Here is a 13,269-nt window from a genome sequence, read left to right on the forward strand (position 1 = left end):
TGTTTCTCTTCAGGACTTAAAGCTTGATGCCGCGGGCCCGCAGCATGGTGGGAATGTTCACGGCGGAGCCGGTCTCGATGGACATGTTTGCGGCAATGCCGGTCAGGATCGACCAGCCGCCCGCCACATGGTCCGAAGCACGGCCAAAGCGGTCGGGCTCCATGCCGTCGGGATCGAAAATGTAGCCCAGCATCACCGGATCAGCACCGCCATGGTGGCCTTCGCCATGCGGTACGTCGAGCATGCGCGGGTGCTCGCCAGCCAGATGCAGCTCGGTCGTCACCGCATCCCCGCCCGCATGGGCACGCTCGCCGCCAAACACGCCATGCACTTCCACGTGCCGGTGGGTGATGTCCCCCTTCGTGCCCTGGAACTTGATCTCCAGCCCCTCCCATGGGGAATAGGCGGTCAGGGTATAGTTGGCCGTCACACCGGAAGCATAGCGGATGTGGGCCTGCATCGTGTCCTCGATGCCGATATCCGCATCAAAGACGCAGCGGTCGCGGAAGTAGCCATCCTCGTCCTCCGCCTCACGGTAGAGGCTGCGCAGGTTTTCGTCCCCGTCCATGTCCAGCTCGAATTCGCAGGACGAGGCAACCGCGCAGTCCGCACAGCGGGCGCCGCGTCCGCCCAGGCCCAGCTCCTGCGCCATTTCCGGCCGGTAGAAAGCCCGGCGGCCGGAGGCGAACACATCCACCGGAACGGAGCCAAGCCACCAATTCAGCAGGTCGAAATGATGGGTGGACTTGTGCACCAGCAGCCCGCCTGAGTTTTCCTTCTGCCGGTGCCAGCGGCGGAAATAGTCAGCCCCGTGCACCCGGTCGAGATGCCAGCGGAAATCGACCGCCGTCACTGTGCCGATGGCACCCGACATGATCAGCTCCTTGATCTGCGTGCGGGCCGGTGAATAGCGGTAGTTGAAGGTGACCATCACCTTGCGGCCTGTGCGGGCCTGCGCGTCGAGGATCATCTTCAGCCGTGTCAGATCAATGGTCAGCGGCTTTTCGCAGATCACATCGCAGCCCGCCTCGAAGGCGCGGATGATGTAGTCGCTGTGCAGGAAATCCGGCGTTGCCACCACCACCGTGTCGGGCTTCTGCTCGGCGATCAGCCGGTCAAAGTCGCCCGCCAGATAGGTCGCAACCCCGTTGGTGCCGGGCTGCGAGGCGGCTTCCGCCGCCAGCCGCAGCCGGTGGCCGTTGCTGTCGCACAGGGCGACGATCTCATGCTTGTCCGAGTAATCCTCGACAACGGAATCGCGGAACATCTTGTGCCGCGATCCGCATCCAACGATAGCTATCTTCACTGGTCTGGCTCTCGTTATACCAAGTCTTCCGATGCTGACGCATCATGCCTTGAAATTGCTCATGCCCGCACGGGCTTGACCGGCACTCAATGAGACAAGCTCATTGAATGCCGGCATTGGCAGCCCCGGTGCGCTCGCCCGAGGCATCGAAGTAATGAAGGTCTGACGGATCGAAGCCGACCGGCACCATGTCTCCGGCGCGGAAGGCGCGGCGGCTGGAATCGCTGACCAGCAGCACCTGGCCATTCGCCAGCGCCACATGCAGCAACGTCTCGCTGCCGAGATACTCGACCAGCCGGAGGCTGCCCTGCCCCTGCACCTCACCTTCGCCGATGCGCATGGACTCAGGGCGCATGCCGATCGTCAGTTTCGCATCACGTGTGGCCAGCTGCGGAATGGTGAAGCGGCCAAAGCCCTCCACATCCGCCGTAGACGCACCATCCGCGGCAGAATGGCTGGCCGTCATCAGGTTGATCTTGGGCGAACCGATGAAGCCGGCGACGAAGAGGTTGCGGGGCTTTGTGTAAAGCTCCTGCGGCGTGCCCACCTGCTCGATCTTGCCGCCGCGCAGCACAACGATGCGGCTCGCCATGGTCATGGCTTCCACCTGATCATGGGTCACGTAGATCATCGTGGTGCCGAGGCGGTTGTAGAGCGCGGCAAGCTCGGCGCGCATCTGCACGCGCAGTTCGGCATCAAGGTTCGAAAGCGGTTCGTCGAAGAGGAAGAGCTTCGGCTCGCGCACGATGGCCCGGCCAATGGCCACACGCTGCTTCTGCCCGCCGGACAGCTGGCGCGGCTTGCGCTCCATCAGCGCCTCGATCTGCAGGATTCGCGCCGCCTCCGCCACGCGCCGGGCCACCTCCGCTTTCGGCACCTTGAAATTCTGCAGACCGAAAGCGAGGTTCTTGGCGACGGTCATATGCGGATAGAGAGCGTAGCTCTGGAACACCATCGACAGCTCGCGCTTGGAGGCAGGCAGATCGTTGACGATGGTGCTGCCGATGGAAATCGTGCCCTCGGAGATATCCTCAAGCCCGGCAATCATGCGCAGCAGGGTGGACTTGCCGCAACCCGAAGGGCCGACGAGCACAAGAAATTCCCCGTCCACCACGTCGAGATCAAGCCCCTTGATGATGCTGAGCTTGCCGTAGCTCTTGCCGACGTTGCGAAGTGTCAATCCAGCCATAGTTATGTTCCCTTGGAGCCCTGCTCTCACTTCATTCCGGAGGTCGCGATGCCGCGCACGATCAGCTTCTGGAAGGCCACGAAGAAGATCAGCACCGGCACGAGCGAGAGCACCGACATGGCAAACATCTGTCCGTAGAGGGACTGGCCCTCCTGATCGAGGAACAGGCGAAGCGCCAGCGGCACGGTGTAGCTCTTGATGTCATTGAGGTAGATGAGCGGGGCGAGGAAATCCTCCCACACCCAGATCAGCGAGAAGATCGCCGCCGTTGCCATGGCCGGAAGCGACAGAGGCACGATGATGGCCCAGTAGATCTTGAAAGGCGAACAACCGTCGATCATCGCCGCCTCGTCCAGCTCCCGCGGCAGCTGGCGGAAGAACTGCACCATCAGGAAGATGAAGAAACCATCTGCCGCCAGGAAGCGCGGCACCACCAGCGGCAGGTAGGTGTCCACCCAGCCAAGATTGAGGAACATCACATACTGCGGGATCAGCACCACGTGATAGGGGATCATCAGCGTCATCATCATCAGCGCGAAGAAGAAGCTGCGCCCCGTGAACTGCAGCCGCGCAAAGGCATAGGCCGCAAAGGAGCAGGAGATCAGGTTGCCGATGACCGACAGCACCGTAACGATGGTGGAGTTGACGTAGAAGGTGGTGAAAGGCACCGGCAGGGCAAACCAGCCCTTGGTGTAATTGTCGAACTGGAAGCTCGACGGCCACAGCGACAGGCTGCCGAAAATCTCGTTTTCCGGCTTCAGCGAGGAGGCCGTCAGCCAGAACAGCGGATAGAGCATCACCACCGAAAACAGCATCAGGAACAGATGCTTCAGGTAACGGCCGTTGCGCTCGCGCCGGTCGCGCTTGAGGCGCAGCTCATGGGCGATGCGTGCGGCTTCATCGGCCTCGATGGCCCGGTCAAGGTCAGTCGCGGTCGTTGTCATAGTGCACCCAGTATTTCGAGGTGAAGAAGGCAAGCGCCGTGAAGGCCGCAATGATCAGCAGCAGCACCCAGGCCAGTGCCGAGGCATAGCCCATGCGGAAGAATTTGAAGGCCTCGTTGAACAGATAGACCGTGAAGAACAGCAGGCTGTCCGCCGGCGCCCCGACACCGTTCGAAATGATGAAGGCGCTGGAGAAGGTCTTGAAGGCATCGATTGTCTGCAGCACCAGATTGAAGAAGATGACCGGCGCCAGCAGCGGCAGGGTGATGCGGGTGAACTGGCGCCATTTCGGCGTGCCGTCAATTTCCGCCGCCTCATAGAGATCCCTTGGAATGCCGCGCAAGCCAGCCAGGAAGATCAGCATCGGCGAACCGAACTGCCAGACAGCCAGCGCCACCAGCGTGTAGAGCGAGGTCTTCGGATTGGTGATCCAGTCCGTGCCGGCAATGCCGAAGAAGCCCAGCACCTCGTTGACGACGCCAGAGGCCGCAAACAGCTCCCGCCAGAGAATGGCAATGGCCACGGAAGCCCCCAGCAGGGAGGGCAGATAGAAGATCGCACGGTAGAGCCCGATGGTCCGCAGTCCCTTGTCCAGCAGCATCGCCACCGCCAGTGCAAAGGCCAGACGGGCCGGAACGGCCAGAACCACGTAGGTGAAGGTCACCTCCAGTGCCTTCCAGAACCGGCGGTCGCGGCTGAACATGTATTCATAATTGCCAAGACCAACCCAGCGCGGATCACTCACCATGTCGTATCTGGTGAAGGACAGGTAGAGCGAGACGAGGATCGGCCCGAGGGCCAGAAGGAAGAAGCCGAGCAGCCACGGAGACAGGAACAGATATCCGGGCGCGTTGCGGGCGAGGAACCGTTTCATGAAAGGCAGGCCTTGTCTTGCAGGCATCCGCCCCGCCGGAGGGTGGGGCGGATGGTTCCAGGCGATGCGCGTATCAGCGCGCGCGCTCGATGATCGACTGAGCGTCGTCGATGAATTCCGCACCGGCATCGGCGGGTGTCTGCGTGCCGAGGATCACATTCGAAGCTGTGCGCATGAAGGCATCCCGCACCTCGCCCGCGCCCTTGGGCTGCGGCATCGGCAGCGGGCCGACCTTGTCCTGAATGGCTGTGAAGTAATCGACCGTGCGCTTCTCGATGGAGCTGAAGGACGGCGCCAGCGCTTCGCGCACCTTCGGCGAGCAGGGAATGCCGCGCTCAAGGCCGAGAATTGCGGTGATCTCCGGATCATTCACCCAGTCGTTCATATAGGCCATGGCCGCATCCACGTCCTTGGCATCGCGAGACAGGGACAGGAACATGGATGGCTTGATGAACTGGCCCGGCTGACCGCCGGCCAGATGCGGCAGCATGGCGGGGCCTGCCTCGTCCTGCATCAGATCCTGTACACCCACGATCTGGTTCGACCAGATCAGCGACATGGCCGTATCGCCCTTGACAACACCGCGATCGGCCAGCGCCGGATCCAGCATCAGCGCCCGGTCCCTGGGGGCCACGGCATCGGCCTTGCGCAGATCATCCCAGTACTGGAAGAAGGACGCGGCGTCTTCGGCCGTCGCCGCCACGTTGCCATCGTTGTCGTAGAATTCGTGGCCGCGCTGGCGCACCCAGGCTTCCAGATATTCGATATAGGTGGAGAAATCGTCCGTGCCCTTCACCCGGCCGCCGGACGCCTTGGTGATCTCAGCCGCAATCCGGGCGAAATCCTCATGCGTCCAGCTGTAGGGATCGAACTCGACGCGGGCGTCCTTGAAGACGCGGGCATTGAAGACGACCATCTGCGAATTGGAGCCGATATTCAGCGCATAAAGCTTGCCGTCCACCTTGCCACCATCCAGCGGGCCCTGGTCGAAACCGTCGAGCATCAGCGTCTTGCCGATGTGGTCATCCAGCGGCTGCAGCGCACCGCGGCCCACATATTCAAACAGGAAGCGGTGATCCATCTGCACCAGATCGGCCATGTTGCGGCCGGCCGTCTGGGTGGCCATCTTGGTCCAGTAGTCGCCCCAGCCGATGGTCTCGCCCGAAACGGTGATGCCCGGATGCTTCCTCTGGAAGGCCTCGATCACGGCAAAGGTGCGCTTGTCACGCTCCGGATTGCCCCACCAGTAGTGGCGGATCGTGCGGTTCTGGGCGAGTGCCGCGCCGCCCGGCATGGCAGCGGCCAGTGCAGCCAGACCCATTCCCCCCAGGACGGTTCTGCGTGTGACAGTCATTCTGGTCTCCTCCCTGTTTGGCCCGGAACCTCCATTCCGCGGCCTTTGTGCTCCGGCAGGGCTCCTCTCCCCGCCGCATTCTCCCGCAGCCCTGTCAGATGTAGCTGCGCAAAAGCTCCGTCAGGCACAGCATGGCCATCGCCTGCCCGTAAGGCATCGAGGTCAGCTTGATCTCCCGGTAGAAATCGAGGTCATGGCCCATGGCGGTGCCAAAGGACACCTGCTGCAGCTCGCCATCCTCGCTGATGTTGGCAACGACACCGCGCATGGCGCGCTCGGCCACCTCAAGATAGCCACCCGGCAGGTAGCGCTTGCGCACGCCCTTCATCAGGCCATAGGCAAAGCCCGCCGTGGCCGAGGCTTCCACATAGCTTGAAGGATCATCCAGCAGCGTGTGCCACAGGCCGCTTTCGTGCTGGTACTGCTTGAGCGCGGCGGCCTGACGGCCCAGCACCGACAGCAGATGGCGGCGCAACGCGTCGCCCTCCTTCAGGTCCAGCATCTCGATAAACTCAGGGATCGCAATGGTGATCCAGCTGTTGCCGCGCGCCCAGAGGGCACGGGCGAAGTTGTGGTTGCCATCAAAGCTCCAGCCGTGGAACCAGAGGCCGCTTTGCGTGTCCATCAGATACTGGATATGCAGCAGAAACTGGTACTTTGCCTCTTCCACATACTCCGGGCGCCCCAGCACAAGCCCGATCTTGGCCAGCGGCAGCACGCTCATCATCAGCGTGTCATCCCACATCTGCTGGTCATTGACGCTGTTGTAGACGATGTGCTGCAATCCGCCCTCGCGGGTGCGCGGCATCTCATGCATCACCCATTCGGCCCAAGTTTCCAGATAGGGCACCCACTGCGGATTGGGCGCAAGCTCATGCAACCAGGCGAGGGTGAGGAACGGGGCAACCGTGTTGATGTTCTTCGTCGGCGTGCCTTCCGCCAGCCGCGCCGAAAACCAGTCGCGGATGATGCGCATGGCCTCCGCATTGCCGGTCAGCTGCCAGTAGCGGAACAGGCCATAGAGCCCGATTCCATGGGTCCATTCCCAGCCGGCCCAACCCTTGGTATCAATGACGCGGCCATCCTCGAGGCGGAGCAGGAATTCCCCCGTCTTGTCCTCGATGCTGACGAGGTTCCCGGTCAGCCGGTCGATGAGGCTGCAGACCTCGTCCCGGGTGACAAACCTCTCCTTCTGCCGCAACAGCGGATGCATGCGCGATCTCCTCCCAGATACCGCTTGAAATTTTTTCGGAACGCAATTCCGTTATTATCAGGCAACCACAATCCTCAAGCCTTGGCAATCAATTAAACCGATTGAATCGTTATTTTTACACGCCTGCATAATCTTTGTTCATGCCCTGCGAGCAGCAGCTTGACAGATGGGAATTCAAATTTCAGAATGATATTTCAAAAAATAATGAACGAGAAAAATGCCCGATAGCAAGTTCAAGGCTTCTTCCAGAACCGAATCCAAAACCGAAAATGCCGCTGCGGTCCTCAAGGTTTTCGCCGTGCTGGAGGCATTGGTTGACGAGCGGCAGGCAAGCCTTGCCGTCATCGCCCAGCGGGCCATGACGTCAAAGACCACGGCCCACCGTCTGCTGCAGACCATGGTGGACCTCGGTTATGCCGAACAGGACGGGGACACGGAGAAATACCGCCTCACCCTCAAGCTCTTCAGCCTTGGCGCCCGCTCTCTCAACGAGGAATCGGATCTGATCCGCATCGCCGACAAGGTGATGGGACGCCTGTCCAGGGCGACGGGCGAATGCATCAATCTCGGTGTCATGGACGACCGGGAGCAGCGCGTCGCCTACATCCACAAATATGATTCCTTCTACAACCTCTCTACCCAGTCCACCCTCGGCCGCCGCAATCCTCTGCACAGCACCTCGCTGGGCAAGGCCCTGCTCGCCTGGCGCAGCGACGAAGAGATCGGCGAGCGCCTCTCCCGCATGGAGTTGCCGAAGCTGGCCCCGCGCACCATCACCGACACGGACGCCCTTTTCGCCGCCATTCTTCAGGTCCGCGCGCAGGGCTTTGCCGAAGAGATCGAGGAAAGCGAGGCCGGTGTGCGCTGCATGGCCATTCCGGTTCTGGACCACCTGGGCCGCTCCATCGCCGCCATCAGCATTTCCTTCCCGCTGTTCCGCTTCGATGAAACCCGCAAGGCCGAATACGCAGGGCTGCTGAAATCCGCCTCCCGCGAGGCCTCCACCGCGCTGGGCTGCCCGCCGGACAAGCTGGTGTGAGGGGAGTTCACCCCTCAGCCACCGCCCGCCGCCACGCTGCGGCATAGGCAGCAAGACCGTCTTCCGGTCTGACAGCCGCCGCCTCATCCTGCGCCGCGCCCTCCCCGGCCTGCCCTTCATCACCCGCCAGCAGCAACGCCGCGCCGGTGCTGGTACCGGTAACCGACCCGTCACCAACCTGCACCTTGCGGGCCGTGGCGGCTTCCAGCATGGCGAGGTAAAGCCGGTTGGCGGCAAACGGTCCTTCCACAATCACCGGCCCTTCACCTCCGGTCATGGCAAGGCATTCCGCCGTTACAAGCGCCAGATAGAAGGACACCGCCACGTAGCGCTGGCCATCAGACAGACTGGCCTCGTCCACGCTCCAGCGCTGCACCCGGCCCTGAAACGGACCGGAGCGCGGCTCGACGGCGGGCAGAAGCAGGATGGACCGGTCCAGAACCTGCTGCACGTCAGCAGCCGTGCTGGCTCTGTCATGCCCCTCCATCATCAGATCAAACTCGCGCCCGCCCATGAAGCGGGCAGACGGCACCGCGCCACCCAGTGCATTGACATTGACCAGCGTGTCGCGGGCCGGATCGAGCGTTACGTGCCCCCCCCCAACGCTGAGCGAAATCACCCAGGTGCCAGTGGAGACGACGGAGAAAGCCCCCTGCCGGACCAGAAGATGCGGATAGAGCGAAGCGTTGCTGTCATGGATGCCACAGGCAACGGGGAGGCCTTCCGGCAGCCCGGCCCGTTCCGCCACATCCGGCAGCAGCGGCCCCAGCACGTCACCAGCCTTGCGCACCGGCGCCATGCAGCCCTCGAGGCCGAGCCGTGACACCAGCGGCGAAAACACGCCCTCGAACGGGTTCCACAGATCCGTATGGCAGCCCAGTGACGTCACCTCGCAGGCAGCAACGCCAGTCAGGCGATAGGTCCAGTATTGCGGATAGGTGAGAACCTGCGCCGTGCTCTCCCGCAGGCCCTCTTGCGTTTCCAGCAGCCAGTGAAGCTGCGCCCCAAGATTAAGCCCCATGGGCAGGCGCGGCGAGCCCGTCTGCGCAAAATCGGGCCGCAGGGCATCGTATTGGCCGGCAAGGTCATCCGGGCCAGTGAATTCATAGTCGAGCACAGGTGTGGCCAGCTTGCCGGAGGCATCCAGCAGCACGGCGGAGGCGCCATGGGTGGTGACGCTGAGGCCGCCGATCCGGTGCTCTGCCGCCAGTTCCTTCAGGCTTTCCAGAAAGAAGCTCCAGAGCCCTTCCACATCGAAATGCGGATAGGGCCCATCCCTCAGCACAAGGTTCGGCCGCCGCCGCACGCCCAGTTCCTGCCGGCGCGCGATGTCCACCACCGCCACCTTGGCGTTGGTCTTGCCGATGTCGATCACCGCGATGTTGCGCAAGCTGGTCATGCCGGGTCAGTCCATGTGGAAGACGGTTTCAAGCGCAATCGCCACCGGCTCGTTGTCCGGCTTCGTCTCCATGATATCGGCCATATGCGCCCACCAGCGCTGCATCACCGGAGATGCCGGAAGGCTTGCCACCTTTTCCGCGCTCTCGCGCCACATCACGGCGAAGAGGATATTCGTCTCCCGGTCGAGATGGATGGAATAGTCGCGGATGCCGGCCTCCTTCAGCAGGGCGGACAGCTCCGGCCAGATCTCGTCATGGCGGCGGCGGTATTCGGCCTCCATGCCGGGATTGAGTTTCATCTTGAAGGCATATTTCTCCATCTCACGCTTCCTTGCGGCGCTGCAGGATCTGGCGGGCAAGGCGCGGCAGGGCGATGACGCCGATCAGCAGCAGGCCGGTGAAGATCGACATGACGATGCCCGGCACGTTGAGAAGACCAAAACCAAAGGTGACGAGCCCCATCACCAGCGCCGCGATGACGACCCCGGCGATGCTGCCCGCTCCGCCCAGAATGCTGACCCCGCCCAGCACCACCATGGTCACCACCTCCAGTTCCATACCCGAGGCGATGGACGGGCGCGTGGCGCCGAGCCGGGAGGTGAGGCATACGGCGGCAACGCCGGACATGAGGCCGGTGAGCAGGAACAGGGCAAACTTCACCCGCGCCACCCGGATGCCGGAAAAGAGCGCCGCCACCGGATTGTTGCCGATGGCATAGACCGCCCGGCCGAAGGTGGTGGCATGCAGCAGCAGGCCGAACAGCACGGCTAGCACGGCAAAGAGCACCAGCTCGAAGGAGATCACCCACCAGACATAGCCCTGCCCGAACCAGGCGAAGGACGCCGGATAGCCGGTAAAGGCCTTGTCGCCGAGCACGATGTAGGAGATGCCGCGGAAGAGGCTCATGGTGCCGATGGTGACGACAATCGACGGCAGGCCCAGACCTGTAACGAGTGCGCCATTCACCACCCCGCACAGCAGCCCGGCACCGAGGCCGATGGCCACCAGCGTGGGCGTGCCGGCCCCCATCTGCACCGCATAGCCCATGGCGGTTGAGGCGAGTGCGATGATGGCGGCGACCGACAGGTCAATCTCGCCGGAGATGATCAGCAGCGCCATGGCAAAGGCGATCATCGCCTTTTCGGTGAAGTTGAACGTGGCATCCGACAGGTTCCACGGATCGAGAAAATAGGGCGAAGCCAGCGCATTCAGGATGAAAATCGCCACGGCGACGCCAAAGAGCATCAGTTCCCAGCTTGAAGTGATCCGCTGCAGCGGGCTGCGCAGCCGGTCGGGGATCTGCCGCCCGCCGCTGGGCGCCCCAGAGCTGGAGCCGGAGCCGGGGGTGGGAAGGGAAACGGATGTCATGCCGTATGCTCCGCCGCTTTCAGGATGACCCGGCCCTTCGGCCGGTTCTGGGTAACATTCACCGCCACCGCAATCAGGATGGCCGAACCGGAGATGGCGAGCTGCCAGAAGGGCGAAACATTGACCACCGGCAGCGCGTTCTTGATGATGCCGAGGAACAGCGCCCCCAGCACCGCACCCGCCACGCTGCCCGCACCGCCAGCGATGGAAATGCCGCCGATGACGCAGGCCGCCACAACGTCCAGCTCAAAGCCAGCGGCAATATCCACATAAGCAACCGCATAGCGCGCCACCCAGAGATAGCCGGTGAGCCCAGCGAGCGCGCCGGACAGCACGAAGGCGGCGCATTGGGTGCGGCCCGTGTCGATGCCTGCATATTGCGCCGCATGCGGATTGCCGCCCACCGCATGGAAAGCGCGGCCCAGCGCGGTGCGGGTGACCAGAATGGCAAAGCCGGTGACAACCGCAATTGCGATCCAGGACAGCACCGGCAGGCCCAGAACCACCGTGCGCGGAAAGGCCTTGAAGGCATCGCTCATCTGATGCGCGTTGATCCAGCGCCCTTCGGAAATCAGGAAGATGATGCCCCGGAAGATGGTCATCGTGCCCAGCGTTACCACAATCGGCGGGATCGACAGGCGCCAGACCAGCAGGCCGTTGATCAGCCCGAGTCCCGCACCCAGAGTGATGGACAGGAGAATGATCAGCGGCACCGGCAGATCCGGCATCATGGTGTTGACCAGCGCCGCCACCATGCCCGTGAGCGCCAGATTGGCTGCCACTGACAGGTCGATGCAACGGGTCAGGATCACCGCCATCTGCCCCAGCGCCAGAATGATCAGCGGTGCCGTATCATTGAACACGCTGGCAAGATTGCCGGGCGCTACAAAACCGGGAAAACGCGAGGCGATCAGCCCCGTCAGCGCCACCATTGCGCCTGCCAGCACCAGCTCGCGGCCATGGGGAAGGCGGATGTTCATGCGTGGCCCTCCTCGATCCCGGCAGCGGCCCGCACCAGATTTTCCGGCGTCATCGCCTCTCCCTCGAATTCGGCGGCAATCCGCCCTTCGCGCATCACGATCACGCGGTCGGACATGCCCAGTACCTCCGGAATCTCGGACGAGACGAGAATGACCGCGAGCCCTTCGGCCGCCAGTTCTGCCATGAACTCATGCACCGCCGCCTTGGAGCCGATGTCGATGCCCTTGGTCGGCTCGTCCAGAATGATGACGCGGGGCCGGGTCGCCAGCCATTTGGCGATAATCACCTTCTGCTGGTTGCCGCCCGAGAGGAGGCCGATATCCTGATCGAGCGCAGCCGCCCGCAGGTCCAGCCGGCGGGTGTAGTCCCGTGCCAGCGCAAACTCTTCCGTCATCTTCAGAAAGCCCTTGCGGGAGACTGCCTGCAGCGACGGCAGGGTGACATTCTGAAAGATCGGCAGGCCCTTCACGGCCCCCTGCTTGCCCCGGTCCTCCGGCACATAGACGATGCCCTGCCGGATGGCCGCATTGGGGGAGCGGATCACCGCCACCTCCCCGTCAATGCGGATCGCACCCTTGGAAGGTTTCGTGATGCCGAACAGCGCCTGCATGAACTCGCTGCGCCCGGCACCGACAAGGCCATAGAAGCCAAGGATTTCACCGGCGCGCAGGGTGAAGTTGATGTCCTCGAACTCGGTCGGGTGGGAGTAGCCCACCACCTTCAGCAGCTCTCCGCCCAGCTTCGGGATGCGCTTGGGGAACACCTGATCCACCGGGCGGCCCACCATCATGCGCACAAGGTCGCCCTCGCGCACATCGCGGATATGCCCTGCGCCCACCAGTTCCCCGTCGCGGAAGACTGTGTAACGGTCAGCCACGCGGAAGATTTCATCGAACTTGTGACTGATGAAGAGGATGGCCTTTCCTTCGGCCTTCAGCCGGTCCACCAGCTCATAGGTTTCCTCGATTTCCTTGTGCGACAGTGCCGCCGTCGGCTCGTCCATGATGACGGCGCGGGCGTCAATTGACAGTGCCCGGGCAATGGCCACCAGATGGCGGCTGGCGATGCCGAGGTCCTTCAGTTGCACATCCGGGTCAATCTGTGCGCCGATCCGCTCCAGCAGGCGCCGCGCCTGTGTCCGCATCTTGCGCCAGTCGATGAGGCCGAAGCGGCCGCGCGGGGCATGGCCGATGAAGATGTTCTCTGCGACCGTCAGCTCGTCAAAGAGCACGGTTTCCTGATGGATTGCCGTCACCCCGGCCTTTGCGGCCGCTTCCGCTGCGGGAAAGGTCACCAACTGGCCGTCAATGCGGATCTCGCCTGCATCTGGCTGGTAGATGCCGGTCAGAACCTTGACGATGGTGGACTTGCCCGCGCCATTCTCTCCGATCAGCGCCGTCACCTGCCCCGGATAGAGATCCAGCGACACGCCCGACAGCGCCTTGACGCCCGGAAAGGACTTGGAAATGCCGGTCAGCGAAAGAACCGGATGGTCCTTCGCACTGGCTGGATACAAGGCGGCGCCCGGCTGATCCGGGAAGTTGGCAAGCATGGCAATGCCCCGGTTATGCCGGGGCATGGAACCCCGGCGTCATGTGTGA

Annotated in this window: 12 protein-coding genes; 1 reads left to right on the top strand and 11 read right to left on the bottom strand. The window is 62.9% G+C overall.

Going from position 1 to position 13,269, the window contains the following annotated elements:
• Window positions 1–16: 16 nt before the first annotated feature.
• The 6 genes from ASC48_RS02220 to bglB form a co-directional block, all read right to left on the bottom strand.
• Window positions 17–1,306 (bottom strand): Gfo/Idh/MocA family protein, encoded by a 1,290-nt coding sequence (locus tag ASC48_RS02220; RefSeq protein ID WP_055454160.1) that lies wholly within the window; start codon window positions 1,304–1,306, stop codon window positions 17–19.
• A gap of 100 nt (window positions 1,307–1,406) precedes the next feature.
• Window positions 1,407–2,495, bottom strand: coding sequence for an ABC transporter ATP-binding protein (locus ASC48_RS02225; protein WP_055454161.1), 1,089 nt, complete (start codon window positions 2,493–2,495; stop codon window positions 1,407–1,409).
• Window positions 2,496–2,521: 26 nt separating this feature from the next.
• Window positions 2,522–3,310 (bottom strand): carbohydrate ABC transporter permease, encoded by a 789-nt coding sequence (locus ASC48_RS02230; RefSeq protein ID WP_244269987.1) that lies wholly within the window; start codon window positions 3,308–3,310, stop codon window positions 2,522–2,524.
• Between the two features lie 109 nt (window positions 3,311–3,419).
• Window positions 3,420–4,313, bottom strand: coding sequence for a carbohydrate ABC transporter permease (locus tag ASC48_RS02235; protein ID WP_055454163.1), 894 nt, complete (start codon window positions 4,311–4,313; stop codon window positions 3,420–3,422).
• Between the two features lie 73 nt (window positions 4,314–4,386).
• A complete protein-coding gene (locus tag ASC48_RS02240; protein WP_055454164.1) occupies window positions 4,387–5,667 on the bottom strand; it encodes an ABC transporter substrate-binding protein in 1,281 nt (426 codons plus the stop codon).
• A gap of 94 nt (window positions 5,668–5,761) precedes the next feature.
• The gene (gene bglB / locus ASC48_RS02245; protein WP_055454165.1) at window positions 5,762–6,880 is read right to left on the bottom strand and encodes a beta-galactosidase BglB; all 1,119 of its coding nucleotides are present in this window, start codon (window positions 6,878–6,880) and stop codon (window positions 5,762–5,764) included.
• Window positions 6,881–7,097: 217 nt separating this feature from the next.
• On the opposite strand from bglB, the gene kdgR reads away from it, so the two are divergent.
• Window positions 7,098–7,919 (top strand): DNA-binding transcriptional regulator KdgR, encoded by an 822-nt coding sequence (gene kdgR / locus ASC48_RS02250; protein WP_055454166.1) that lies wholly within the window; start codon window positions 7,098–7,100, stop codon window positions 7,917–7,919.
• 7 nt (window positions 7,920–7,926) lie between these two features.
• On the opposite strand, the gene ASC48_RS02255 is transcribed toward kdgR, so the two are convergent.
• The 5 genes from ASC48_RS02255 to ASC48_RS02275 are packed head-to-tail and all read right to left on the bottom strand — an operon-like array spanning window position 7,927 to window position 13,247.
• Entirely contained in the window at window positions 7,927–9,318 is a 1,392-nt protein-coding gene (locus tag ASC48_RS02255; RefSeq protein WP_055454167.1) for an FGGY-family carbohydrate kinase, read from the bottom strand.
• Between the two features lie 6 nt (window positions 9,319–9,324).
• Entirely contained in the window at window positions 9,325–9,639 is a 315-nt protein-coding gene (rhaM, locus tag ASC48_RS02260) for an L-rhamnose mutarotase (protein ID WP_019965533.1), read from the bottom strand.
• A 1-nt stretch (window position 9,640) separates the two neighbouring features.
• Window positions 9,641–10,687 (bottom strand): ABC transporter permease, encoded by a 1,047-nt coding sequence (locus ASC48_RS02265; protein ID WP_208975495.1) that lies wholly within the window; start codon window positions 10,685–10,687, stop codon window positions 9,641–9,643.
• Window positions 10,684–11,667: an ABC transporter permease gene (locus ASC48_RS02270; RefSeq protein ID WP_055454168.1), complete on the bottom strand. Its 984-nt coding sequence runs from the start codon at window positions 11,665–11,667 to the stop codon at window positions 10,684–10,686. Before ASC48_RS02270 ends, ASC48_RS02265 begins: the two co-directional genes overlap by 4 nt.
• Window positions 11,664–13,247 carry a sugar ABC transporter ATP-binding protein gene (locus ASC48_RS02275; RefSeq protein ID WP_409841729.1) on the bottom strand — a complete coding sequence of 528 codons (1,584 nt, stop codon included), beginning with the start codon at window positions 13,245–13,247 and terminating at the stop codon, window positions 11,664–11,666. The genes ASC48_RS02270 and ASC48_RS02275 overlap by 4 nt, the downstream gene beginning before the upstream one ends.
• Between the last annotated feature and the right edge of the window lie 22 nt (window positions 13,248–13,269).

The organism is Pannonibacter indicus (genome assembly GCF_001418225.1).
Lineage (GTDB): Bacteria > Pseudomonadota > Alphaproteobacteria > Rhizobiales > Stappiaceae > Pannonibacter > Pannonibacter indicus.